This window comes from Bacillus yapensis, from assembly GCF_005280205.1.
GTDB lineage: Bacteria > Bacillota > Bacilli > Bacillales > Cytobacillaceae > Robertmurraya > Robertmurraya yapensis.
This window is the reverse complement of the sequence record NZ_SUND01000006.1, coordinates 174735-199587: the sequence shown is the minus strand read 5'-3', so window position 1 is coordinate 199587 and position 24853 is coordinate 174735. Positions and strand designations below refer to the sequence as shown.

Sequence of the window (24853 nt, the reverse complement as noted above, 5' to 3'; positions counted from 1 at the left end):
AATTCACTGCCATTAACTAAGGTAATAGAAAAATTAACACACAAAAATAGAGAAAGGTGAATTTGAGTACCCTCAAATTCACCTTTCTCATTATTTGAAGCTAGTTATGTCCCAGCCTCTAGCGTTAGTATCTCGAATGACGACTAATATTAAGCAGAACTCCAATCGCTAGGAGCATCAATGTTAATGACGACCCTCCATAACTCAGAAATGGAAGTGTAATCCCAGTGACCGGCATGAGCCCTGTCACAACTCCGATATTAATCATTACTTGTATCGCAATCATGGCAATTATTCCTACAGCTAAAAAACTTCCGAAGAGATCGGGAGCACCTAAGGCAATTCTTATTCCTCTCCACAATAGTAAGGCGAATAAAAGAAGAATGAATGAACCACCTATAAATCCAAGCTCCTCAGCTAAAATCGCAAAAATAAAGTCAGTTTGCGGCTCTGGCAAATAGAAGAACTTCTGTCTGCTCTGCCCTAAGCCAAGTCCAAATAATCCCCCAGGCCCAATCGCATACAACGATTGAATGATTTGAAATCCTGTATTCTGTGGGTCTGACCACGGGTCCAAGAAGGAAGTAATCCGTTGAATCCGATAAGGTGCAGATACGACAAGTGCCACAAATCCAAGCAGCCCTAGCACGCCAAGTCCGACAAAATGAAGAATTCTTGCACCTGAGACGAAAATCATCACAATACATGTTCCCACCATTACCGTTCCGGTTCCTAAATCAGGCTGTAGCATAATCATCCCGAAAGCTAGGAATACTAACCCTAAGGAAGGAAATAATCCTTTTCGTAACGATGTAATATTCTTTTGATTTTCTGATAAATACTTAGACAGAAATGCAATCATTGCCAGCTTCATAAATTCCGATGGCTGTATTGAAAATGCCCCTACACCAATCCAGCTTCTAGAACCATTTCTTTCTGTACCGATTCCAGGTATGAGTACAACTACTAAGAGAACAAAGCAGATAATCATAATGACCTTGGCGAATTTTCTCCATGTCCAATAATCAATATTCATGACAAAAAACATCGCAACGACCCCTACTCCAGCAAAAAGCATCTGCCTTTTTGCAAAGTAAAAGGAATCTTGAAATTTATAATCGGCCCAAACAGCACTTGCACTATAGACCATAATGAGTCCTAGTGCAAGCAATGTAAAAGTTACTATTAATAAGATAAAGTCAGGAGTCGATCGTTTAGTCGGCAATTTAAACACACCTCGAATGCAAGTTTAAAGGGCCGTATGATTGACATTAAGATTCTTTGGACAAGCCCTTACTTAAGCTTATGCACCGCTTCGGTAAAAATGTCTCCCCTAACCTCAAAAGTTTTATACTGATCCCAGCTTGCACATGCAGGTGACAATAACACGACATCTCCTGGGTTAGACAGATTAAAGGCAACAGGTACGGCTTTTTCAACATTATCGACACGCTGAATTGTTTTTATTCCCGCCTCACGTGCAACCCTTTCAATTTTCTCTGCAGTTTGCCCAAACGTAACAACCGCTTTAACATGTTCGAAAGAAGGGATTAATTCATCAAATTCATTCCCTCGATCTAATCCGCCAGCTAACAACACAACTGGTTCCTTGAAAGCATCTAATGCCTTTGAAGTAGCCAATATATTGGTCGCCTTTGAATCGTTATAAAACTTTCTTCCGTCAATATCCGCAATATATTGTAGGCGATGTTTTACACCTCTGAAAGAATTTAATACACGGAAAATCGCATCATTATCCACACCAGACAATTTTGCTGCAGCTACTGCAGATAAAATATTTTCTTGATTATGGGCACCAGGAAGGACAATATCATTTACGTCCATAATTTTTTCATTCATGAACCAAATCGCATCGTCCATTACATATGCCCCATTTTCTACGACTTTCTTTGTAGAGAATGGAATGATACGCGCATGAGATTGTTTAGCAACCTCGAGTACTTGCTCTTGGTCGGCATTTACGATGAAATAATCACTTTCCGTTTGATACTTCGTAATATTTGCTTTTGCTTTCCAGTATTCATTTAAATTACCATGGTAATCGATATGAGCCTCATACAGATTCGTTAGGATCGCAATACGGGGCTTGAAGCTTTCAATCCCCATTAACTGAAAGGACGACAATTCAATGACGATCGTATTGTCAGATGTTGCTTCTTGGGCAACGCCAGAAGCTACTGTCCCAATATTCCCGGCAATTAAAGGTGCTTTTTCTCCCATTTCTAACATTTCATAAACAAGAGTTGTCGTTGTCGTTTTCCCGTTCGTTCCGGTAATTCCAATAAACGGAGCTTCAGATACTAAATAAGCAAGCTCCACTTCTGTAATAATTGGAATTTCTAATTCGAGCGCTCTTTGAATCATTGGATTATGATATGGGATACCGGGATTCTTAACAATCAATTCAAATCCTTCATCCATTAATTCTATCGGATGTTCCCCACAAATCACTGTAACCCCTTGTTCAAGCAATCCTTGCGCCTCAGGATTGTCAGCTAATGGCTTTTGGTCATTAACGGTCACAAAGGCCCCTAACTTATGTAAAAGCGAGGCTGCACTGACCCCGCTTTTCGCTAAACCTAATACTAATACTTTTTTATGATGATATTTCTTGACCTGTTTCAATTACATCCACACCTCTATATATATTCCAAGCACAGCGAAAATCAAACCTACAGTCCAAAACGTAACAACAATACGCCATTCAGACCAGCCTATTAGCTCATAATGATGGTGAATTGGGGTCATTCGAAAAATTCGTTTACCCGTTGTTTTAAATGATGTTACTTGTAATATAACTGATATTGTTTCAATTACAAAAACTCCACCTATTAAGATTAGAATGATTTCAAGTTTGAGTAAAATGGCAACCGTTGCAATCGCACCACCTAAAGCAAGTGAACCTGTGTCACCCATAAATACTTTAGCTGGATGGGCATTAAAGACTAAGAATCCTAATACCGCTCCAACAACTGCGACTGAAAACACGGCAATCTCTAATTGAGAGAGGCTCCATGCTAAAACAGCAAAGGCTCCAAATGCAATTGCAGCTGTTCCTGAAAGTAAGCCATCAAGTCCATCTGTCAAGTTAACCGCGTTAGAAAATCCAACTAGCCAGAATATGATAAATAAAACGTATCCCCATCCTAGGTCAATAGAAAAGTCAGTCAACGGAATAGAAATCACTGTTGAAAAATCATAATGTTGTAGGATTAAAAAGAAAATAACTGAAACTATAATTTGTCCAATTAATTTTTGTAAGGAAGTTAAACCTAAGTTTCGTTTCATGACCACTTTAATAAAATCATCTAGGAAACCTAGAAGTCCAAACCCAAACGTTACAAATATTAATAAATACGTATGGATTGTCGGCTCTGCATATTTCCCTATCATGATGAATGTCGTTACGACAATAGAAAGGAGAACCACAATTCCCCCCATCGTTGGCGTTCCTGATTTTTTCTGGTGAGATTTCGGTCCTTCATCTCGAATGCTTTGTCCAAATTTCAACCTTTTTAAGAAAGGAATAAAAATAGGAGAAAGAATGACTGAAATCAAAAATCCTAATAAAATCGTAAAAATTATTACTTGCTCGAGCATTATTTATTCCTTCTCCTCTCGAAACTTCTCTAACATTTCGTTCAATATTGTTTCTATTACAGCATTATCATATGTTTCATAGAAATCATTCAGAAGTTTTTCATCTAAAAAAAGAAAATCTGTCATATTTTCTTTCTTATTAGTGTTCATTTTATCTTTATACAATAATAATATTTTTTTGACTGCTTGAAGCAAATCTTCGGTAAAAAGAATGGGAAAATGATTAGGAGTGTATGTAGGAATCTCCATCCCTTTCTTCCAAACAGCTGCAATGGCACCATTTGCGATAGCAAGCTTTAGTTCACCTGATGAATGATTCAAAGGAATGAAAAGCCCCTTAGGCTGCTGTGCTGTTGCCGAAAAAGAAATAGTTTGAAAATCTATATCTACATTCTTAATTCCGGCCACTTCTGGAAATAACAGAGATACATCTTCATACGTTAGATACATACTATCTCCCCTTTATCGCCTCTTTTGCAACCTCTCGATCATCAAAGTCATAGCTTTTATCGCCAATTAGCTGATAGGTTTCGTGACCTTTACCAGCGATGAGGATAACATCGTTTGTTTTCGCAATTTGAACAGCGTGATAAATCGCTTCTTTGCGGTCAACAATGATTTCATAATTTTGACCCGTAACCCCTGCTTCCATATCCTTTAATATTTGAACAGGGTCTTCACTTCTAGGATTATCAGAAGTAAAAATTGCTGTATCACTATATTTGCAAGCAATCTGAGCCATCAGTGGACGCTTCGTTTTATCTCGGTCACCACCACACCCAACGACAACAATAATTTTCCCTTTTGCAAATTGCCGGATCGTGGTTATCGCATTTTCTAAGCTGTCCGGTGTATGTGAATAATCGACAATAACTGAAAAATCCTGGCCCGCTTGTACAAGCTCAAATCGCCCAGCTACACCTGTAACACTTTCGATTGAAGCAATTGCATTCGTAAGTGAGATTCCTGAAGCCAGCGCTGCTCCTAAACTTGCAAGGACATTATAAACACTAAATTTACCAACTAGCTGCATCGATACTTTATGGACCCCAAAAGGACTTTCTAGATCAAACTCAGTCCCATTTGCTGTCATTTGAATATTTTTAGCATGTAGGTTGGCACTGTTGTCGATTCCGTATGTAATCACATGAGCACTCGTCGATTCGATGTACATCTTGCTTGCTTCATCATCCATATTAAGCACAGCAAATTTTGGTTTAGCCATATCATATGTATTGCCTAATTGTGCAAATAATAGGCCCTTAGCTCTTTGGTATTCATCCATCGTTTTATGGTAGTCCAAGTGATCCTGCGTTAAGTTTGTAAACACAGCAACATTAAAGTCTGTTCCATGAACCCGTCCTTCCACTAATGCATGGGAGGAAACCTCCATTACAGTAGCTTCAACCCCTTCCTCCACCATTTGGTGAAAGGTCTTTTGTAGGGTCAGGCTCTCTGGAGTTGTATTTTTCGTCTCAAATTGTTTGGCCCCAATTTTAGTATACATGGTACCAATTAAGCCAGTTTGTTTGCCAGCATCCGCTAATATTTTTTCAATTATGTGGCTTGTTGTAGTTTTTCCATTTGTTCCTGTAATACCAATCATATGAAGTTTATGACTAGGTTGACCGTAAAATGCATCAGAAAGTACAGATAACGCTCTCCTCGTACTCTCTACGACGATAACTGGAACTGTTAAGTCTAAAGGTCTCTCTGCTAAAACAGAGACCGCACCATTATTTACAGCAGACTCTGCAAAATCATGTGCATCTACTGTTAAACCTTTTATACAAACAAATAAGCTTCCCTGGACGACTTTACGATTATCATTTTCGATCGAGACGATCTCTGGATTATCGTAAGCTTTATAATCGATAAAGGGAAGTTGACTTAGCAATGTATGTAATTTCAAATCGATCATATCCTCTCAAAAAACTGGCGCCTTTTATTTTACATGATCAAGGTAGATTTCACAATGTATATCAGTAATACGTTAAACGAACGAAATAATTCTGTATTTTGCGGAATTTTAGTGTATTTAGAAATCGGCACAAACATCTTTTTTAGCTAAAAAAGAGAGCGGGCGAATAAATCATTGCCCGCCCTCTTTATCCTCTTTGTCCTCTAAATCATCGAAGTAGAGTCGAATCGTCGAACCTTCTTTAAGCTTAATACCGGCTTCTGGTGTTTGCTTGACGACCGTTTTCCCTTCTCCACTTGCATCTATTTTGAAGTTAACAAATAGCTCACTAATTTCTGTTTTGGTCATCCCTACCACATTAGGCACTTCAATCATAACTGGGTCTGTCCATTCCTTTTTCGTCTTTTCAATTTGATCCTTACGTGGCGGTACTCCTAATGCTCTTAAGCTATCACCCATGATTTCCCCAACAATAGGAGCTGCTACTCTACCACCAAATTGAACTGTGCCCTTCGGATTGTCTACAGCCACATATACGACCAACTGAGGGTCATCAGCTGGAGCAAAGCCGATAAAGGAAACAATATGGTTGTTCTCCATATACTTTCCGTTTTTGACTTTTTGTGCTGTACCTGTTTTTCCACCTACGCGATAGCCTTCCACAAACGCTTTTGCACCCGTTCCTTGGGCAACTACTGTTTCAAGGGCATATCTTATTTCTTTCGATGTTTCTTCAGAAATCACCTTTCTTTTGGCTGTAGGAGAGTTCTTCATGATAACATCCCCTGTAATCGGGTCTACAAGCTCTTTTGCAATGTATGGCGTATACAATGTCCCACCATTAATCGCTGCAGACAGGGCTGTTACTTGCTGAATCGGGGTGACTGAAACCCCTTGACCAAAAGCAGTTGTCGCTAATTCAACAGGCCCAACACGGTCTAAATTAAAGAGAATACCCGTACCTTCCCCTTGCAAATCAATTCCTGTTTTTTGCCCAAAACCAAAGTCCTTAATATATTTGAACAATTTCTCTTTTCCTAGTCTTTGACCAAGCTCGACAAAACCAGGGTTACAAGAATTTTGAACTACTTCTAAAAAGGATTGACTACCATGACCCCCGCGCTTCCAGCAATGGAGCGTAGCACCGTTTACTTTAACAGAACCAGAATCGTGAAAGTGGTCGGATTGTAAATCAACCTTCCCTTCTTCAAGAGCCGCTGCTAGGGTGATAATTTTGAAAGTTGATCCCGGCTCGTATGTACTCCATACCGGTAAATTGCGATTGTATACTTCCGGAGCTACATTCTGATAGTTCGTTGGATCAAAGCCCGGTCTACTTGACATCGCCAAAATTTCTCCTGTATTTGGGTCCATTGCAATGGCGATTAAACCATCAGGATTATAGGTTGCTTGAGCAATATCTAATTCTCTTTCAATAATTGTTTGTACTTTAGAGTCAATCGTTAATTTTAAATCAAGTCCATCAATCGGAGCTTCATAGTCATCCGCTTTATCGTTCATTCGATTTTGTTTGGCATCTGCATAGAATTCAACAGACCCTTCTTTTCCTTTTAATTGCTCATCATAATAGAGCTCAAGGCCCATTAAACCTTGGTTATCAACACCTGTAAATCCAAGAACGTGGGACAAATAATCTCCAAAAGGATAGTATCTTTTCGAATCCTCCCCTATATAAACGCCAGGTAGATCAAGATTTCTAACCTCGGCCGCCTTTTCATTAGAAATTTTTCTTCCTTGAGAGAGTCTTACATTTAATGATTTTTCAGTGATTTTTTTATAAATGTCTTCTTTTGATGCGTTTAGAACAGCAGCCAATTTTTCAGCCGTCTGCACTGGGTCCTTTACCTGTCGCGGAAAGACATAAACAGTTGGCGCACTCATATTGGTAGCCAATGCTACTCCATTTCGGTCTACAATTTCACCACGTTCAGGCTCAAAAGGGATTTTCCGGCTCCATAAGTTTTCCGCTCCATCCGTCAGCCAATCTCCTAAGTAAAATTGCACATAGCCAAGTCTCACATCAATAATAAAGAATATCAAGAAACCAAAAAATAAAGCGATAATTAGTCTTTTTCTCACTGTTACATTCGAAACCCGCATTCGAACGAACCTCCCTACTATATGGCTCGTTCCAATATATGCTTGTACAAATATAAATAGAACGTACCATTTTGGTACGTTCTAGAATGCCGACCCTATTTATTTCAAAAATGCGAAAAGGATTAACCACCTTCTGTTACTTCTTCCTCGACTTCTTCTTCAGCAACTTGGTCTGGCTTTTGAAGATGAATAACCAAATAGTCCCCATCCTTCAATGCAGTACCTACTTGGAGGTTCTGTTTGGTCACATATCCACTTCCAGAAACATTTAACTCAAGATTAGCTAAATTAGCTACTTTCATCACATCTCTGAGAGACCAGCCTGTCATATCCGGTAACGTAATTTCGCCATCTGTCAAAACAACAACCTTTTCCCCTTCTAGTAGAGATTGTCCTTTTTCAGGAAGTTGCTTATCAATTTTAGTACCATTTCCTAGAACAACAGGATTAGCTCCTAACTCATTAAGAGCCCCGACTCCTTGTTCCACACTTTTCCCTGTAACATCTGGAATGTCAATCGTTTTTGAAGCTTCAGTTTCCGATGGTTGAATGCTCAAATATTGAAGACTATTTTTCATAACCTGCTTAAAAATCATAGACACCGGCTTTGAACCATCAGAAGATACTTCAATATCAGGCTGCTGTACAGCTACATATACGATGAGTTGAGGATTATCAGCTGGTGCCATTCCTAGGAATGAAAACACATAGTTCTTTTCGCCATGAAGATATGCCCCGTTCTCAGTGAAATTGGCTGTTCCTGTTTTTCCAGCTACTTCATATCCCTCAATATTATATTTTTCATGTCCTGTTCCCTTTGGAGAGCTAATAACCGTTTCTAAAACTTCACGAACCTTTTTCGCTGTATCTTCAGAAATAGGCTTTCCTGCAGTCTCAGGTTTTGTTTTCTCAACAGTTTCCTTTGTGTTTGGATCAACTATTCTCTCAATGATATGAGGCTTCAGCATCGTACCATTGCCTGCTATTGCTGTTGCCGCTTGTATTTGTTGAATCGCTGTTATCGCCGTTCCCTGACCATAACCTGTTGTTATTTTATCAAGAGGATAATTGTAAACTATGTTTCCTCCAGTTTCATTCGGAATCTCGATTCCTGTTGGGTCTTCAAATCCAAATTTAGTGAGATATTCTCTATAAGTATCAAAACCTAGCTTCTCATTCACAATTTTAGCAATGGCTACGTTGGAAGAACGTTGAATACCTTCTAAGTAGGTAATCGGTCCCCATCCGACTTTGTTATGGTCTCGAATAGCCGGAGAGTTTTTCGTAACTTTGTAGGAACCCGATTGATAGGTTTCATTGAGATTTAAAACATTTTCTTCAAGGGCTGCAGCCAGGGTAAATACCTTCATAGTTGACCCCGGTTCGAATGATACCTCTACCGCTTCATTTAACCAAGTATCCGTAATACCTTCTCTTGTTTTCGGATGGAATGTAGGTCTTTGTCCCATCGCTAATATTTCACCAGTAGCAGGATCTGCGACGATCGCCACCATTTTCTTCGGACTATATTGTTCTTGAGCTTGGTTTAACGCATCCTCTAAAAAGGTTTGAATCTTCTTATCTAATGTTAAATAGACATCCTTCCCATTTTGGGCAGGCGTGATCTTCTCTTCACTGTTAGGTAAAAGATAACCCCATAAATCACTTTCATATTGGATAGAGCCATTTTTACCAGTCAAAATATCATTTAATGACTTTTCAATTCCCAATTGTCCAACAGGGGTCGTCTCTCCATCCTTTGTATCCACATAGCCGATTAAGTGAGAAGAAAAAATACCATTTGGATAAAAACGCTTAGATTCACGAACAAAAGTAATTCCAGGCAGTTCAAGCTCCTCAATCTCTGACTTTGTTTGTAAAGAAATATCCTTTCCTGCACGTCCAAATTCCACTTGGAAAAGATCCTTCTTAGATAGAATTCTATAAATCTCAGACTCTGATAAATCAATATACTTCGAAAGCTGAGCAGCCGTTTTTTCTTTATCAGCAACATAATTTGGCTTCATTTTTTTATCTAAAATAGCCACAATCGTATACGAAGAAGTATCCTCCGCAATGACTTCTCCATTACGGTCATAGATAGTTCCACGTTTTGCTTCAAGAATCCCCTGTTTATTGTAATTTTTTTGGGCCTTTGCAGCGAGCGGCTGTCCAGCAGCTTCTCCGGTCACTTGAATAGATACGAACCGAAATATTAAGACAAAAAAGAGCAGGCAAAAAATTACAAATAAAAGCGCTGCTCCAACATTCATATTTGGCTGTTTTCTTATCATTGATCTTGCACAACCTTGACATTATTTTCATTAAGCTTCAAACCAAGTGCTTTCGCCTTTTCCCAAATTCTCTCATACGTGCTGAGCTCTTCTACTTGCATACCAAGGTCAGCATTCACCTTCTGTTGAGATTGAATTAAAGTAGACGTTACTTGAATATCCTTATTGATTTCATATATAGCAGCCTGATTAGAAATGATATGTGTTGCACCAAAACAGAGGGCCGCACAAAAGGCCACTCCTAAAATTTTCTCACCTGGTGATAGACCAAATCGATTTTTCTTTCCTGTTTCAGGCAATTGTATTTGTTTTTGTACTTGTCGTTGCTCTTGTTCTTGTTGTAGCTTCCTTGCTAAATTCCCCATTGTTTTCCCTCCTTGGATTTCAATTAATATCGTTCTATATTTTAAAGCTTTTCTGCAATTCTCAATTTAGCTGAACGAGCACGGTTATTTTCCTCTAGTTCAGCGTCTGAAGGAATTATCGGCTTTCTTGTTATCAATTTTAGAATTGGTTTGTATTCATCAGGAATAACAGGTAAACCATGTGGCAAATCAGGTGTTTCACTCGCCTTTTTAAATGTCACCTTACAAATCCTATCCTCTAATGAATGAAACGTAATGACACTAATTCTTCCGCCTGGTGCAAGTATGTCAATCGCCTGTTGAAGGGATTTTTCAAACACGCCTAACTCATCATTTACCGCAATTCGGATTGCCTGAAAAATTCGCTTCGCCGGGTGACCACCTTTTCTTCTTGCAGGTGCCGGAATTGCATCCTTAATTATTTCTACCAATTCACCAGTTGTTTCAATCGGCTTGTTTTCTCTAGCCGCTTCAATTTTTCGAGCGATTTGTTTAGAAAACTTTTCTTCCCCATATTTATGGAAAATCCTTAGCAAATCTCCAAAACTCCACGAATTTACAACATCATAAGCTGAAAGTGGAGCGTCCTGGTCCATTCTCATATCCAAAGGTGCATCGTGATGATAACTAAAACCACGCTCAGGAGTATCTAACTGTGGAGAGGAAACACCTAGGTCATAGAGTATTCCATCTACTTGGTCAATTCCTCGTGCAGCGAGTTCTTCTTTTAAATGTAGAAAATTACTTTTAATCATCGTAATCTGATCGCCATATTGAGCCAGTTTTTCTTTCGCGTTTGCAATCGCTACTTCGTCCTGATCAAATGCGAAAAGTCTACCTTTAGGAGATAACTTCGATAATATTAGCGAGGAATGACCTGCTCCTCCCATCGTACAATCGACATAAATTCCATCAGGCTTAATGTTCAAACCTTCTACTGTTTCATGTAATAGCACTGTTGTATGTTCAAACATGGTTGTCCACCTTTCGAAACTTAAATATCAAACCCAATCATATTTTCCGCAATTTCAGCAAAAGATTCTTCAGATTCTACAAAATAGTTTTCCCAAAGTTCTTTACTCCATATCTCAATTCGATTGGATACGCCTAAAACTACACATTCTTTTTCAAGCTTTCCATATTGCATGAGTGGAGAAGGAATATTGATTCTTCCTTGTTTATCAACTTCACACTCTGTTGCACCTGAAAAGAAAAATCGAGTAAAAGCACGGGCGTCTTTTTTAGTTAGGGGTAAGCCTTTGAGCTTTTCTTCAATAACAGCCCATTCAGATTGTGGGTATCCGAATAAACATTGATCCAGACCGCGTGTCAAAACAAACGTTTCGCCAAGATGCTCACGAAACTTTGCAGGTACGATTAAGCGACCTTTCGTATCAACATTATGATGGTATTCACCCATAAACATACCCACTACCCCCACTCTCTAACCTAAATGTACCACAATCCCCCACTTTCCTCCACAAAATTTTAAAAAATTATCCACTTCCTTGAAAAATGGGTAGCTGGCACTATAATTTCTAATCAAAAAGAGGGCATTAAAAAAAGACCTTATCCGAAGATAAAGCCTTTAAATTTATGAAAAAGTTGATTTACACTCCGGGTGGACGCTTTCCGCGGGCGGGGCCGAGCTGGAAGGCGCTAGCGCCAGTAAGTCTCGACTTTCCCGCCTTTCCCGCTGGAGTCGCCACCCTCCGTTCCAATCAACTTCAATAGATTAAAATATAAGATAAATACTTTTCGAGGCCACGTACCATGATGACGAGAAATCAATCAAATGATAGAGCACATGTAGAAATGCTGACAATTGATTAATTAGTTCCTGAAGTCATTTAGTACGCAAATTAGAGGTAGCTGTATCTTTGTGGATGCGAAGGAAAAGCAAGGTATGTGATGGATAACCTTTCGAGGTCTTAAAAAATTGTCTATGTAGGCCATGCTTACGTTTGCTGCCATGTACTTAAAGAAAATGGCAACTTGGACTTGGGAACTCGCTTAAATGGAGCAATGCTAGTTGATTGGAGTGGAGGGGGCTTGACTCCTGGGGGATTTGCAGGACAGGTGAGATCCCGCAGGAGCGACAGCGACGAGGAAGCTCACCGCCGGCCCCCCGGAAAGCAAGCGCCTGGAGCGGAAATCAACGGGTATTAACGATAATCCCATTCAAAAATGCAAAAGACACCAAGAGGGAGACCTCTCAATGCCTTTTGTCGACAGTCTGAGTTATCCGAAGATAAAGCCTTTTTATAGGTTATATTTTCACTACTTTATGTTTCCCATCGAACTGATATGGGAGATTGGTTAGTTGGTCTACAAACCCTAAACCATATTTGTTTAAGAAATAATAGATATTCCAAGTTCGTTCCTGCGGTCCACCAGATGGTCGTAATGAACACTCAACCCGTTCATATTTATTTAAGACGACCTCATGTTTGAGACGAAGGGCATCTTCAAATTTCCCTTCCATAAAGCCGATTTGTGTTAATAGGATTGATTCGTTTTTCTCAAGTACCCGCAACAAGCCTTTGTATTCTAACTCAGTTTGCTCTTTGATCAACTGATAATTGGCCAATAGCTGCTGTTTTGTTTCAGCAAATAATGAATCAAAACGTTTATCCTTGACCGAATCAAGAAATGCTTCCTTTTCAGGGCCTACACCATTTTCCAAAACATTTTGTAAATCCAGATCTAACTCGGCCAAGTCTGAATCAATATCTCTTTCTAAAAGCGTGATATTGATCCGAGGAACAATCGGTGGCATTTTCATTTCAAACAGTTCAAAAGCTGTTTTATATTCTGACCAATAAGCGATTTCACCTGGTCCAGCGATAAAAGCCAATGTTGGAAATAACGTTTCCTGCATTAACGGCCTAGTGACAACGTTATTGCTTAGCTTTTCGGGATTTTCCCTTGCCATTAAAAGAAGTTCGTCTTTCGTAAACGCAATACTTCCATCTTTCCCAGAAAAAATACTCGTTTCAGGGTTGAATTCTAATAAAATTCTTTCATAATGTTCTTCATCATAATAGAAGAGGTTGGCAGCTTGGGAAGAAATTTCAATCGTATTCGAATAGCCTTTTGCCGTAAGTCTCGCCTGCTGTGCCTCCACAGCTGTAGTGATTTCAACAGACTTGTTAATCTGTTCAATCAAAATTTCTTTTTCCAATTTACGAAGTTGCCTATTTCCAGAATCAACAAGGAGCAATCCATGCTCTTTAAACATCTCCATGACAAGATAAGCAAAGAAATCAACAAAATTCTCTGAATGAACAAGTGCATGATCAGTAAATGCCAACAACTCATTTGTAAAATCGGTTTCTCCGAATGTTTCAACAATATCCTCGATCCATGATTTACAAAGCTCCTTGTCTAGCTTACAATCAGTGACCATTCTTTTGTCTAAAACTTTATAAGGATAAACCATTTTTTCTAATTGATTTTGCTTTTTAACAAATACGTGGTTTACCTCAGCATAATCATGATCTTCCCCTGCAATCCAGAAAACCGGAACAACCGGGACGCCAAGCTCTTGTTCCTTTTCTTTTGCAAAGGCAATAATAGAAATAACTTTATGTATAGAATATAATGGCCCAGTTAGAATACCCGCCTGCTGCCCGCCAATGACAACGACCGCATCCTTTTTACTTAATTTTTCAAGAGATTCTTCAACCTTAACTGAAGAAGGAAAAGGCTTCATAAAAGCAGCAATATGCTCTACAAGTTCATCCCTCATGTAAGATCGATTTGATAATTCGGCCAAGCGCTCCTGGTAATGGCTTGCATTTTGATAGTTATAGTGGAAATACTGCTGTATTTCTTCGTTCCCATTGTAATAGTTATTCGCAAACTTATTTATAGCTGGGAGAGTGAGATTGACAATCTCCATTTATGTACTTCCTTTCTAAGCGACAGTTTCTACGTATGAGTATAGCATCCCAACCCCATAAATAAAAAATCTTTGCTTACGCAATTTTTCTGGGATTGACGTTCTTGCTAAGAAACTGCGTTTGAAACACTTTGAACAATCCCAATAATGATTAATATAACGTAGGCAGAGAAAAACATAAGAAAGTTAAACCTCCAAAACCCACGAAATACCCTGTTATAATCAATTTCTTGTTTGACCTTCCAATTTAGAAATGCGACGGCTACGCCAATCATCAAAATCAATAAGATAATAAGCCATAGAAAAGATTTCTCCCAGATGGTCATAATTAAGAAATGTACCGATATTATAAACAATATTGTACTGCCATCCAAAGCGTATCGAACTGCTCGACGGTGATGCTTTGTAATTTGCTTGCTAATCACAAAGATGAGAACATAACCTAGTATAGGAATTGTCACAAATATAGCTGCTATATTTGAAAAAATCTCTGACAATTTATTTTCCTCCCCTCTCTATTTCACTCCCTTTGATTATGTGAAACAGAGTGGTTACGATCGGCGCCTTCATATTTCGTTTCTCTGCTTCTTCTATTAAATAACCTAAGATCGCATCTATTTCTGTCTGTCGCCCTTCTTCGATATCCTTTAACATCGATGAGCGATTTTGACTTGTATTTCGACACACATTAAGAGTGTTTTCGTAATATACTTGTTCCTCTTCTAGCTCCAAAATCCCTTTTATTTCTTTAAACAACTCATTAAAAACATGAAAATAATGTGTATTTTCAAGGAGGAGACCGTTGTTTACCTTCAACACAGCCGTTAATGGATTAATCAGCGCATTGACAACCAATTTTTTTTGTAGCAAAAATTTATAATCGTCTTCTATTTGAAAAGTAAAGCTATTAGAGCTTGATTTTACGAAGGAGTGAAGAAGCTCATCATTTTTCCCTTTATAAAAAGCAATATTAGTCCTGCCCACGCCTGTATGGACGACCACGTTTTCATTCACTCGATATGCTCCGTGCTCTACAGTTCCCACCATAGCAACACTTAAATTAAATTGATCGATCCGTTTTAAATGCCCCATTCCATTTTGCAGAAATAAGTAAGGATGATTTGTAGAAAGACTAGCATTTCTTAAAACTCCCTCGAGCTGATATTGCTTCACACAAATAATGGAGAGTTCTTCATTATGGTTGCCCCATTCAGAAATGAGTTTTACCTGCACATCCGCTATAGCAGAGTTTTGTTTACTCTGAAGAACAATTCCTTCAGACGCAATTTTTTCTTTTTGCAACGGATTCCTTACATACAAAGTTACCTCATGATATTCATTTAAATAATAAGAAAATAATAGACCGATGGAGCCGCCACCGATAATTGCAATTTTCATGATATCGCCTCTAAAAATTTTTGAATTTCACACAATCGGACTATAGTAATAATCCTATTTTATCAAAGACCTTAAATTTTGTCCGAATAATAGAGGCAATTTCCCTAAGAAAAAGTAATTCTCATTTTCTTTTTGTAAGTATTTTCTGTATTTTTATTATATAATGAATATATAATTTAAAGGGAGTCATGACTCAAGTTAGACTAAGGGGGATATACATGGACTTCAAAGTAGAGAAACTAAAAGTGAACTACAAAACATTAGAGGAATTTAAAAGGTTCAAGGAATATGGCTTACAAGAGCTTTCAATGCTTGAAGATTTAGAAGCAAATATTATTGACAATGATAGCGAATCTCCTTTTTACGGAATATATTTTGGGGATACTTTAGTGGCAAGAATGAGCTTATATAAAGTAGAGGCAAAGTTTAACCATTATTTTGAGCCGCCACATGATTTCTTAGAGCTTTGGAAACTTGAAGTGTTACCTGATTATCAAGGAAAAGGCTATGGCACAGCGTTAGTCGATTATGCCAAAGCTAAGAACTTCCCAATCCGCACGAACGCTCGTATGAGATCAAAAGAATTTTGGGAGAAGATGGGCTTCACTTCTGTCCAATATGATATGGCAAGAGATAGAGGCGAAAATCCCCTCTTTTGGTTTCCTGAAACGATCTAAAAAAAGCGGACACAATGTCCGCTTTTGCTTTGTCTATTTTTCGATACGTTCTAGGTTTCCGTTCTTATCCATCTGAAACTTAACCTTCTGCTGGCGATCTTCTTCCTGCAAGACGACCATTTTTCTTGCTCTCTCCATGATTTCTATTAGAGCCTTATAATCTTGTTCTATCGTCTGCAATTCATTTAACAGCTTTTCTTTCTCAGCCGATAAAGAATATACTTTCTGTTCAAGTTCCTGTATTTTTTCAGATTGCCCATCCTTGTTTTCCAGTTTTTGATAGAGTATCTTCAGAAAACTGACTAAATCGTCAAAATCAATCGTTGTAACCTTTTCTTCGTTCTGTGGTACGGAAGAGGCAATTTCCTCTGGTACCGATTTTTCTTCAACTGTGCTTTGTGCTTGCTTTCTTTGTTCTTTACGTTGCTTTTTCGCAAGCTCAATTCCTGATTTATATTGCTTTCGAACATAAGAATTCCAACGGAATCCACACGCTGCCGCCGTTCTTGATAACTGCTTCCCCACTTCTTCGAAGGCTTGAAGCTGGGTTCCCCCTTCGCGGATATGCCTTAAAACTACTTCAGCAAGTAGTAAATCTTCATCATTAGACCAGGCATCTTGACGGTTTGTGGGCATAAGAAAATCCCTCCTAGTTTATTTGTATTTATTCATACATATGCATCTACTAGAAGAGATAGACTGATAAAACTTATTTCTCTAATTGAAATATATTTAATTTCCTAGAAATTTTTCCACTTGCTTATGATGCGCTTCACTTGCCCACAAAATTGAACAGCTGCGAATTTCTTTTTCTATTCTTTCTCTCAACTTGGACATTTCCCATTTTCGAATCAACATTTCTTTGTATGCCCCTAGCACGCCACCTTCTAATAGAAAGGTTGTCTCCATAGCCTGCCGTAGTCCCTCTAATGGGTGTCCATCATATGTATACTGAATAAAACCTAACTCTATTAGCTCATCCACCGCAAATTTTCGAGCTTCCACAAGCATCTTCATTCCATTTGAAACAGGCAATCGTTCTAATAAAAGCGTGCCACCACCCCAGCCAGTTGTTATAGCTAGATTCCCCTGGATAAACCCCGCTTTAATTCCTTTGCGAGCAATTCTGAAATCACATGCAGCAGCAATCTCACATCCTCCACCAACTGCAGCACCATTTATAAGTGCAATTGTTAGCTTCGGGAGCATCGCCAGATTAAATAAAATCTCTCCCATTTTCGAAAGCATTTGATAGGCTTGTTCCTCCGTTCTTAATTCATGAAAGACCGATAGATCGCCACCTGAGCAAAATGCTTTCTCTCCTTCACCCGTAATGACCAATGCACTAATATTTGGTTCACGTGCTAATTGAATCGCTTTCTCCAACCCTTGCATCACTTCATAATTGACCGCATTACGTTTTTCTTCTCTTGTTATTGTAAACAGCAGGACACCATTTTCCCGCTCTTCAATTTTATATGAGTCCATAAGCCACCCTACCTCTTTTATATAACGACAAAAGCACAGGAATGAATTCCTGTGCTTTTTATCTTAAAGTCAATATTAGTCGTTTACAACTTCTTTTCCTTTGTATGTTCCACAAGCTTTACATACACGGTGAGCAAGTTTCATCTCACCACAGTTTGGGCATTCTACCATACCTGGTACCTGTAGCTTAAAATGAGTACGACGTTTTCTTTTCGCAGTTTTAGAAGTTCTTCTAAAAGGTACAGCCATTATTCCCACCTCCTTAAAGAGAATTAAGAAAGTCATGAAGACTACGTCTCCAACTGTCTCTTGTGCTTCTTCGATTACTATGAATCAGAAGAAGGATCATTTTGATCAAATAGTTTTGCAAGTCCTGCTAAACGGGGGTCGATCTTATCTTTCTTTTGCTCAAAAATGACCTCCCAATCATTACCTGATTGTGGAGCTCCTTTCTCGCTTGACCCTTCGTCAGAGAAAACTTGTATTGGTACTTCTAGTAAAAGGATTTCTTGTAAGACCGGTTCAAGGTCAATTACTTCTCCTTTAACTTGATGAACTTCCTCTTCGGTTTCATAATCCAAACCTTTTAAGAGGAAAGTTTCAGTTGTTTCTACATCAATTGGATAATTCACGTCAACTAATGTACGAGAACAAGGGAGGACTAAATGCCCTTCTATTTTAAGATGAAAAGTAACTTTTGATGAGTCAATATCAGCTCGACCTGTAATATGGATAGGTGAAACCTCCCGTATATCGGGGTCGATTTTCTTTATCTCATCGAGGTTCACAACTTCATCTATAGGATAATCCTTGCTTCGATATTTTTGTAACTGACTTAATGTCCATTTCATACGAATCACCCCAAGGCAACAAAGGTTATTATAGCTTTCCTATAATTATTTGTCAATATTTTTTCTTTACACTATAATGTAGACAATACAAAGATACTTTAATCAATACATAATACATAATCCAATTCGATTTCACAATATATGTAGATAAATAAAAAATGTACGAACTTTACGACCTAAAAATAATATAGCTAAAATTTTTCTATAGAAGTATACTATTTTTCAACATGAAATGACCTTGCATTTCAAAAAGAAATAAGGAGTAGTGCAATGAAAGCTGTCGGTGTAATCGTTGAGTATAACCCTTTCCATAATGGACATGCTTTTCATCTAGAAGAGACTAGAAAGAAATCACAGGCCGATGTAGTCATTGCCGTCATGAGCGGTCAGTTTCTACAAAGGGGTGAACCCGCACTCTTACCAAAGTGGGTACGAGCGCAAATGGCTGTTTTAGCCGGGGTTGATCTAGTGATTGAGCTTCCATACCAGTTTGCCACACAAAAAGCAGATACCTTCGCTTTTGGAGCGATTTCACTCTTAGGGGCGATTGGCTGTAATAGCGTATGCTTTGGAAGTGAATCTGGTAAAATTGATGACTTTTGGGCAACTCTCGACTTTCTTGAATCGAATAAACAAGAATATGATCATAAAATAAAATTTCATATTGATCAAGGGGTAAGTTATCCAACAGCCCTTTCCCGAGCATTTTTGGAGCTTCAACCACATGAATCAATCGTTGATCTTTCAAAGCCAAATAATATCCTGGGTTTCCAATATGTGAAAGCAATACAAGATTTGAACCTCGATATGGAGGCCCTGACGATTTCAAGAACGAACGCAAACTACCACGATGAGGATTTCACATCTGCAACTATAGCCAGCGCTACAAGTATTCGTAAAGCGATGTTCGCGCAAAATGGAACACTTGAGGAAATAGAACCATATGTTCCAAAAACAACATTTAACCTCTTACATGAATACGCCAAGCAATATCATCAATTTCATCAATGGGAAAATTATTGGACCTATTTACGTTTTCGCATTCTACAAGCATCAACTGAAGAGCTCAGAAATATTTATGAAGTAGATGAAGGATTAGAAAATAGAGTTATTACAGCTGCACTCGAAGCTAACTCTTTTCATGATTTTATGACCCGAATTAAGACAAAAAGATATACTTGGACAAAACTTCAAAGAATGTGCACTCATATTTTAACCAACACCACCACTGCTGAGATGAGACAAAGAATGACGCACCCTTCTTATATTCGCCTACTTGCGATGAACGATACGGGGAGATTGTATTTAAATAAATGGAAAGGTCAAGCACCTATTCCCCTTGTATCAAAATTATCATCCTTTCAACAAGATGATATTGCCCTTGACGTGCGTGCCTCAAGAATATATGCCCTAGGTGCAACCGAGGAGAAGCAGCAGGCTCTATTAGAGATGGAATACAAACAACCACCCATTTATATATCAAACAAAAAGAGGAAAGGCATTTTATAATCGCCTTTCCTCTTTTTAAATCTATTTCTTTTTTGGTTCTAGATTTTCTAAATAATCGATTGCTTCATCAAATGTATCAACAGGAACAATTTTCATTTTCGTTCCAATATCTTTTGCTGTTTTTATAGCAGCTTTATAGTTGGAATCCGCCGCTCCCTCTTCGTTTGGCGCAAAGAAAATTTCCGCACCCGCCTTATCGGCAGCTACAATTTTTTGCTCAATCCCACCAATTCGACCAATAATTCCAGCTGGTTCAATTGTTCCAGTTCCGGCAATTTGATAACCCCTAGTTAAATCCTCTTCAACAAGTTGATTATAAATTTCGAGGGAGAACATAAATCCAGCTGAAGGACCACCAATTTCTTCAGAATTAATTTCAACACTTGGATCGACGATTAATTCCTTATCATCAACTAAGCCAATGCCAACACCAACACGTGTTTTATCATCTGGAAATGGCTCTACTTTAATAATAGCCTCCCCTTCTTTATCATCTCGCTTGTAAGTCAACGTAATTTCATCACCCGCTGATTTATCACTTACATAATTGATAAATTCTTCTGAGGATTTAAATTCTTTTCCATCAATCTTAAAAATATGATCTCCTGCTACGAGCTTACCGTCCGCTGGCATTCCCTCAACCACATTTAACACATAGACACCATTAAATTTGTAATCAATCGGTATTCCTGCTTTTTTATATGCTACTTCAATTGCTGCAAGCTTTGATGTAGCCATAAGATGAAGCTGTCGCACATTATATTCTTCTTCTGTTTCCTCTTCCGCTCTAACAGCATCTAACGGATAAATTTCCTGATAGTCACTTACTTTAGCCAATAAGTAAGAATAAATATTTGCTTTTCCCATTCGAATTGTTGTGAGCATAAAGCTTCCTTCTTCTTCATACCCATTTTCAACCTCAATTATCGGTTCCAGTTCTTTCGCCATACCTGGCTTCGATACATAATATGGCAAACTATAAAATGTTGCAAAAAATAGAAATAAGACCAATAATATGAAAAAAAATCGAAAATAAAAACGCTTGTTCATCTAGTGCTGCTCCTTCCACTGCTCAATTAAACCTTTAATCGTATCGATATGTTTTTTCGCTTCCTCTTCTCCAATGGCGATGATTTCATCAATCTGCGTAAAAGCCCTTGAACTATACATCTCAACTGGTGGAGTTATCATAATGTCAGATGCAAACTCCCGATTTGCAGCAAGTTCCATCTGCATAATATCCAAGCTTTGCATGATGACGTCGTAAATAGAGGAGATTTCTGCGTTACGCTTAACACGGGAAACATCTACAGCAATAATAAGATCCGCCCCCATCTCTTTGACAACAGAAACAGGAACTCGGTCGATGACCCCACCATCCACTAAAAGTTTTCCTTCATACTTCTCAGGCACAAAGATTCCTGGTATCGAAATACTGGCCCGCACCGCATCTGCAATTGGTCCATCCTTAAAAACAATTTTATCACCTGTCATTAAATCAGTTGCAACAACATGGACAGGGATATCCAACTGCTCAAGATTTCTTCCATGTGTAAAAATTCGAATAAGGTCTTTAACGCGATTTCCTGCGATAAAGCCCATTTTTGGAATTGTAAAATCTAAATAGTATTTTCTCTTAAATACACGAGATAAATTATACAATCTTTCAATATCAAGCCCAGCCCCATAAAAACAACCAACCATTGCTCCCATGCTGCTTCCAGCAATTAAATCGACGGGAATACCTGCATCCAACAATGTTTTTAAAACACCTAGATGGGCAAATCCACGTGCTCCCCCAGAGCCTAAAGCAAGACCGATTTTAGGATAATGCAAAAACGACGCCTCCTTTTTAAGCTGTAGGAATCAATAGCTTCAGCTTTAGTTCTTGCACAATGCTCCTCCACTTTTATCTATTCTTATGGTCTATTTTATTTTTCTATGAGTATATTGATTTATATGAGGACAAGACCGCGAGTACTGTTATTTCGATAAAGTAATTTATCCATATTTTCTACTTGAATTTATTTCTATTTTAGCATTGTTTCTGAAAAGTTGCACTTTAAGCATCTGTAAGCAAATCTTTGAGGGAGGATTCTTGAGTGGTAAAATCCAAACTAAAAACCATCATTCTCGCTACTTCTGTTACCATCTTAGCCATTTCTTTAATCTCGTTTCCACAGGAATCTGTTGGAGCCTCCATTCGAGGATTGGATATGTGGTGGAAAATCGTCTTTCCCTCTTTGCTTCCGTTTTTCATTGTTTCTGAAATGCTAATCGGTTTTGGCGTTGTGAAATTTGTGGGAGTATTGTTGGAGCCGTTAATGAGACCTCTTTTTCGTGTTCCTGGAGTGGGAGGATTCGTTTGGGCAATGGGGATGGCATCCGGCTATCCTGCCGGAGCAAAGCTAACGGCAAGATTGAGACAAGAAGAGCAGCTTTCGAAAATTGAGGCTGAAAGACTCGTGACGTTTACAAACTGTTCGAACCCATTATTCATATTTGGGGCTGTATCCGTCGGATTTTTCAACAATCCTAAACTCGGTGTAATTCTAGCCTTAGCCCATTATCTTGGAAATTTAACCGTAGGAATATTCATGAGATTTTACGGACGTGACGATAGTAAATCTAAAGAGTCTAAGAGCAAAAAATTGTTTTCCTTGAGGACTGCGCTCCGAGAGCTCCATCAAACAAGAATTAAGGATAATAGACCGATTGGTAAATTACTTGGAGATTCCGTAATGTCTTCTATTCAAACATTGCTCATGATCGGTGGCTTTATCATTCTATTCTCGGTCATCAATCAACTCCTATCTAATTTACATATTATCGAATTTCTTGCAAGCATCGTCGAAGTATTCTTGCGTTTTATTCAGTTACCAGATGCTTTCAGTATCCCATTAATCTCTGGTCTTTTCGAAATAACGTTAGGAAACAAATTAACAAGCCAGGTACAGGATACAACTCTTATGTATCAAGCGATTATTGCAAGCATGATTTTAGCGTTTAGTGGTTTTAGTGTGCAAGCACAGGTTGCCAGTATCTTAGCCCAAACAGATATCAACTTCAAACCATTTTTTATTGCTCGGATTTTTCATAGTATGTTTGCTGGATTATACACCCTTCTTTTATGGAAACCAGTTTACGAGAAATTCAACACCACGAATGAAACTACAAATGCTATTCCGGTAGCATTTTTTGAAGAACAGTCAGTTGGAATTCTTGAAATGATGAAGGATACAGGACCGCTTCTAACGATTTTGTCCTTAATGGTATATATCCTTATTTACGCCAAAAAAACAAACAAAAACGAGCACTAGTTCAACTAGTACTCGTTTTTATTATTTTTTCGCAAACTTTGCTCGGAGCGCTTCTTCTACCTTAGGAGGAACTAGCTCAGAAATATTTCCTCTATATTGAGCGACCTCTTTGACAATGCTGGAACTCAAAAATGAATATTGATTGTTTGTCATAATATAAAAGGTTTCAATTTCGTTATTCAAGAATCGATTCATGGATGTAAGCTGCATTTCATATTCAAAGTCAGATACTGCTCTTAGACCACGAATAATGGCATTTGCTCCAATATTTTTGGCGTAATCGACAAGCAACCCTTGGAAAGAATCGACCTTCACATTAGGAATGTCTTTTGTTACTTCTTTAATAAGCTCCACGCGTTCCGCTACCGTAAATAATGGTTTCTTAGAAGAATTATTTAGTATCGATACATATACCTGATCGAATACTTTTGCTCCCCTTGTAATAATGTCTAAATGTCCATAGGTAATTGGATCAAAGCTACCTGGACATACTGCAATGCTTGCCACCTGTGCTCCCCCTTTTAAGAACTGGCCTCTTGCACTTGTTTAGTGTAACCATTCATTTAATTTTCCATCAAACTGCTCTTTGCATAAATTGAAATCGTAATAATACCGTATGTTTCTTGTTTGATTTGTGTAAGGCCTTGAATTGCAGTTGGCAATTTCACATCTGTACTATGCTCGCAAACAATAAGTCCTTGCTCATTCAGAAGTCCGTTTTTATCAATCACTTCTATAATCTCTTTAAGCTGTTGCTTTGCATATGGAGGGTCAAGAAATATGTAATCAAAAATCAGTTCTCGTTTAATTATGGCCTTTAGAGCACGATTGGCATCATTTCGATACACCTCTGCCTGCTCTTCTGCCTGACATTGCTTTAAATTATCATGAATGGTTTGAATCGCTTTCCCATCTCGGTCGATAAAAAGCACCTTGTCCACACCGCGGCTAAGCGCCTCGATTCCGAGTCCACCACTTCCAGCAAATAAATCTAGACACAGTCCACCATCAAAGTATGGCCCAATAATATTAAAGAGGGCTTCTTTTACTTTATCTGTTGTTGGTCTAGTTGAGTTGCCAGGCACCGCCTTCAATGATTTTCCTTTATATTTACCCGAAACTACTCTCATGGAAACTAATCACCCGTATCAAATTGTAAACTTCCTTACCATCCTAACATAATTAAAAGAAAGTGCCAATAAAAGAAGCCGAAGCCGTTTGTTCCCCTAGAAACATTGCTTAGTCTAGACTTTCTTCAAGAAAGCTCAAAAAATGATCCTAATAATGTATAACCAATTCTTTTATGGAAATAATGTTATTAACAACATCTATTCGAGGATGTTGTTGCCAACCGCGGAGAAGACTTACGTTTCCCCATAAGTTC

General features: G+C 38.4%; 24 protein-coding genes and 1 pseudogene. 4 read left to right on the top strand and 21 right to left on the bottom strand.

Annotation, left to right across the window (positions count from 1 at the left end):
• Nucleotides 1-124: 124 nt before the first annotated feature.
• The 10 genes from spoVE to mraZ all read right to left on the bottom strand — a co-directional run bounded on the left by spoVE (nt 125) and on the right by mraZ (nt 11748).
• Nucleotides 125-1225 carry a stage V sporulation protein E gene (gene spoVE / locus FAR12_RS09870; protein WP_126408529.1) on the bottom strand — a complete coding sequence of 367 codons (1101 nt, stop codon included), beginning with the start codon at nt 1223-1225 and terminating at the stop codon, nt 125-127.
• Nucleotides 1226-1293: 68 nt separating this feature from the next.
• On the bottom strand, nt 1294-2646 hold the full coding sequence (murD, locus tag FAR12_RS09865; RefSeq protein ID WP_126408528.1) for a UDP-N-acetylmuramoyl-L-alanine--D-glutamate ligase: 1353 nt from the start codon (nt 2644-2646) through the stop codon (nt 1294-1296).
• Nucleotides 2647-3621: a phospho-N-acetylmuramoyl-pentapeptide-transferase gene (gene mraY, locus FAR12_RS09860; RefSeq protein WP_126408527.1), complete on the bottom strand. Its 975-nt coding sequence runs from the start codon at nt 3619-3621 to the stop codon at nt 2647-2649. It lies immediately after the preceding gene.
• A gap of 3 nt (nt 3622-3624) precedes the next feature.
• Nucleotides 3625-4071: a hypothetical protein gene (locus FAR12_RS09855; protein WP_126408526.1), complete on the bottom strand. Its 447-nt coding sequence runs from the start codon at nt 4069-4071 to the stop codon at nt 3625-3627.
• Nucleotide 4072: 1 nt separating this feature from the next.
• Nucleotides 4073-5533: a UDP-N-acetylmuramoyl-L-alanyl-D-glutamate--2,6-diaminopimelate ligase gene (locus tag FAR12_RS09850; RefSeq protein WP_126408525.1), complete on the bottom strand. Its 1461-nt coding sequence runs from the start codon at nt 5531-5533 to the stop codon at nt 4073-4075.
• A gap of 180 nt (nt 5534-5713) precedes the next feature.
• On the bottom strand, nt 5714-7663 hold the full coding sequence (locus FAR12_RS09845) for a stage V sporulation protein D (RefSeq protein ID WP_126408524.1): 1950 nt from the start codon (nt 7661-7663) through the stop codon (nt 5714-5716).
• A gap of 122 nt (nt 7664-7785) precedes the next feature.
• A complete protein-coding gene (locus FAR12_RS09840; RefSeq protein WP_126408523.1) occupies nt 7786-9957 on the bottom strand; it encodes a penicillin-binding protein in 2172 nt (723 codons plus the stop codon).
• On the bottom strand, nt 9954-10322 hold the full coding sequence (gene ftsL, locus FAR12_RS09835) for a cell division protein FtsL (protein WP_126408522.1): 369 nt from the start codon (nt 10320-10322) through the stop codon (nt 9954-9956). Before ftsL ends, FAR12_RS09840 begins: the two co-directional genes overlap by 4 nt.
• 41 nt (nt 10323-10363) lie before the next feature.
• Nucleotides 10364-11296 carry a 16S rRNA (cytosine(1402)-N(4))-methyltransferase RsmH gene (gene rsmH / locus FAR12_RS09830; RefSeq protein ID WP_126408521.1) on the bottom strand — a complete coding sequence of 311 codons (933 nt, stop codon included), beginning with the start codon at nt 11294-11296 and terminating at the stop codon, nt 10364-10366.
• A gap of 20 nt (nt 11297-11316) precedes the next feature.
• Nucleotides 11317-11748 (bottom strand): division/cell wall cluster transcriptional repressor MraZ, encoded by a 432-nt coding sequence (gene mraZ / locus FAR12_RS09825; RefSeq protein WP_126408520.1) that lies wholly within the window; start codon nt 11746-11748, stop codon nt 11317-11319.
• Between the two features lie 450 nt (nt 11749-12198).
• Here mraZ and FAR12_RS09820 point away from each other — a divergent pair.
• Nucleotides 12199-12339, top strand: a pseudogene (locus FAR12_RS09820) (IS5/IS1182 family transposase); the annotation flags it as partial.
• Nucleotides 12340-12591: 252 nt separating this feature from the next.
• Here the strand turns inward: FAR12_RS09820 and bshC are convergent.
• The 3 genes from bshC to FAR12_RS09800 all read right to left on the bottom strand — a co-directional run bounded on the left by bshC (nt 12592) and on the right by FAR12_RS09800 (nt 15624).
• Complete coding sequence (bshC, locus tag FAR12_RS09810) at nt 12592-14226, bottom strand: bacillithiol biosynthesis cysteine-adding enzyme BshC (protein WP_126408518.1); 1635 nt, start codon at nt 14224-14226, stop codon at nt 12592-12594.
• Nucleotides 14227-14333: 107 nt separating this feature from the next.
• Nucleotides 14334-14723, bottom strand: a complete 390-nt coding sequence (locus FAR12_RS09805) for a DUF3397 domain-containing protein (protein ID WP_126408517.1) — start codon at nt 14721-14723, stop codon at nt 14334-14336.
• Between the two features lies 1 nt (nt 14724).
• Complete coding sequence (locus FAR12_RS09800) at nt 14725-15624, bottom strand: 2-dehydropantoate 2-reductase (protein WP_126408516.1); 900 nt, start codon at nt 15622-15624, stop codon at nt 14725-14727.
• Between the two features lie 218 nt (nt 15625-15842).
• Between FAR12_RS09800 and FAR12_RS09795 the strand changes: the two genes are divergently transcribed.
• Complete coding sequence (locus FAR12_RS09795; protein WP_126408515.1) at nt 15843-16301, top strand: N-acetyltransferase; 459 nt, start codon at nt 15843-15845, stop codon at nt 16299-16301.
• A 33-nt stretch (nt 16302-16334) separates the two neighbouring features.
• On the opposite strand, the gene FAR12_RS09790 is transcribed toward FAR12_RS09795, so the two are convergent.
• The 4 genes from FAR12_RS09790 to FAR12_RS09775 all read right to left on the bottom strand — a co-directional run bounded on the left by FAR12_RS09790 (nt 16335) and on the right by FAR12_RS09775 (nt 18640).
• Nucleotides 16335-16937, bottom strand: a complete 603-nt coding sequence (locus tag FAR12_RS09790) for an RsfA family transcriptional regulator (RefSeq protein ID WP_126408514.1) — start codon at nt 16935-16937, stop codon at nt 16335-16337.
• Between the two features lie 96 nt (nt 16938-17033).
• Nucleotides 17034-17789 (bottom strand): enoyl-CoA hydratase/isomerase family protein, encoded by a 756-nt coding sequence (locus FAR12_RS09785; protein WP_126408513.1) that lies wholly within the window; start codon nt 17787-17789, stop codon nt 17034-17036.
• A 75-nt stretch (nt 17790-17864) separates the two neighbouring features.
• Nucleotides 17865-18038 carry a 50S ribosomal protein L32 gene (rpmF, locus tag FAR12_RS09780; RefSeq protein ID WP_009791160.1) on the bottom strand — a complete coding sequence of 58 codons (174 nt, stop codon included), beginning with the start codon at nt 18036-18038 and terminating at the stop codon, nt 17865-17867.
• 77 nt (nt 18039-18115) lie between these two features.
• Nucleotides 18116-18640 (bottom strand): YceD family protein, encoded by a 525-nt coding sequence (locus FAR12_RS09775; protein WP_126408512.1) that lies wholly within the window; start codon nt 18638-18640, stop codon nt 18116-18118.
• Between the two features lie 270 nt (nt 18641-18910).
• Between FAR12_RS09775 and FAR12_RS09770 the strand changes: the two genes are divergently transcribed.
• Complete coding sequence (locus FAR12_RS09770; RefSeq protein WP_126408511.1) at nt 18911-20149, top strand: nucleotidyltransferase; 1239 nt, start codon at nt 18911-18913, stop codon at nt 20147-20149.
• Between the two features lie 21 nt (nt 20150-20170).
• Here FAR12_RS09770 and FAR12_RS09765 read toward each other — a convergent pair whose 3' ends face one another.
• Both FAR12_RS09765 and FAR12_RS09760 read right to left on the bottom strand, forming a co-directional pair.
• Nucleotides 20171-21199: a SepM family pheromone-processing serine protease gene (locus FAR12_RS09765; protein ID WP_126408510.1), complete on the bottom strand. Its 1029-nt coding sequence runs from the start codon at nt 21197-21199 to the stop codon at nt 20171-20173.
• Entirely contained in the window at nt 21200-21985 is a 786-nt protein-coding gene (locus tag FAR12_RS09760) for a patatin-like phospholipase family protein (protein ID WP_126408509.1), read from the bottom strand. It lies immediately after the preceding gene.
• A gap of 266 nt (nt 21986-22251) precedes the next feature.
• Between FAR12_RS09760 and ylbJ the strand changes: the two genes are divergently transcribed.
• The gene (gene ylbJ / locus FAR12_RS09755) at nt 22252-23469 is read left to right on the top strand and encodes a sporulation integral membrane protein YlbJ (RefSeq protein WP_126408508.1); all 1218 of its coding nucleotides are present in this window, start codon (nt 22252-22254) and stop codon (nt 23467-23469) included.
• 21 nt (nt 23470-23490) lie between these two features.
• On the opposite strand, the gene coaD is transcribed toward ylbJ, so the two are convergent.
• Nucleotides 23491-23976, bottom strand: a complete 486-nt coding sequence (gene coaD / locus FAR12_RS09750; protein WP_126408507.1) for a pantetheine-phosphate adenylyltransferase — start codon at nt 23974-23976, stop codon at nt 23491-23493.
• A 56-nt stretch (nt 23977-24032) separates the two neighbouring features.
• Nucleotides 24033-24599: a 16S rRNA (guanine(966)-N(2))-methyltransferase RsmD gene (gene rsmD / locus FAR12_RS09745; protein WP_126408506.1), complete on the bottom strand. Its 567-nt coding sequence runs from the start codon at nt 24597-24599 to the stop codon at nt 24033-24035.
• Between the last annotated feature and the right edge of the window lie 254 nt (nt 24600-24853).

Coding starts and splice junctions, on each gene's coding strand:
- ftsL (WP_126408522.1), bottom strand. CDS start 10,322: ATGGGGAATTTAGCAAGGAAGCTACAACAAGAACAAGAGCAACGACAA.
- FAR12_RS09840 (WP_126408523.1), bottom strand. CDS start 9,957: ATGATAAGAAAACAGCCAAATATGAATGTTGGAGCAGCGCTTTTATTT.
- FAR12_RS09765 (WP_126408510.1), bottom strand. CDS start 21,199: ATGAACAAGCGTTTTTATTTTCGATTTTTTTTCATATTATTGGTCTTA.
- rsmD (WP_126408506.1), bottom strand. CDS start 24,599: ATGAGAGTAGTTTCGGGTAAATATAAAGGAAAATCATTGAAGGCGGTG.
- mraY (WP_126408527.1), bottom strand. CDS start 3,621: ATGCTCGAGCAAGTAATAATTTTTACGATTTTATTAGGATTTTTGATT.
- FAR12_RS09785 (WP_126408513.1), bottom strand. CDS start 17,789: ATGGACTCATATAAAATTGAAGAGCGGGAAAATGGTGTCCTGCTGTTT.
- FAR12_RS09845 (WP_126408524.1), bottom strand. CDS start 7,663: ATGCGGGTTTCGAATGTAACAGTGAGAAAAAGACTAATTATCGCTTTA.
- FAR12_RS09775 (WP_126408512.1), bottom strand. CDS start 18,640: ATGAAATGGACATTAAGTCAGTTACAAAAATATCGAAGCAAGGATTAT.
- mraZ (WP_126408520.1), bottom strand. CDS start 11,748: ATGTTTATGGGTGAATACCATCATAATGTTGATACGAAAGGTCGCTTA.
- FAR12_RS09795 (WP_126408515.1), top strand. CDS start 15,843: ATGGACTTCAAAGTAGAGAAACTAAAAGTGAACTACAAAACATTAGAG.
- FAR12_RS09800 (WP_126408516.1), bottom strand. CDS start 15,624: ATGAAAATTGCAATTATCGGTGGCGGCTCCATCGGTCTATTATTTTCT.
- rsmH (WP_126408521.1), bottom strand. CDS start 11,296: ATGTTTGAACATACAACAGTGCTATTACATGAAACAGTAGAAGGTTTG.
- rpmF (WP_009791160.1), bottom strand. CDS start 18,038: ATGGCTGTACCTTTTAGAAGAACTTCTAAAACTGCGAAAAGAAAACGT.
- FAR12_RS09770 (WP_126408511.1), top strand. CDS start 18,911: ATGAAAGCTGTCGGTGTAATCGTTGAGTATAACCCTTTCCATAATGGA.
- FAR12_RS09790 (WP_126408514.1), bottom strand. CDS start 16,937: ATGCCCACAAACCGTCAAGATGCCTGGTCTAATGATGAAGATTTACTA.
- bshC (WP_126408518.1), bottom strand. CDS start 14,226: ATGGAGATTGTCAATCTCACTCTCCCAGCTATAAATAAGTTTGCGAAT.
- FAR12_RS09855 (WP_126408526.1), bottom strand. CDS start 4,071: ATGTATCTAACGTATGAAGATGTATCTCTGTTATTTCCAGAAGTGGCC.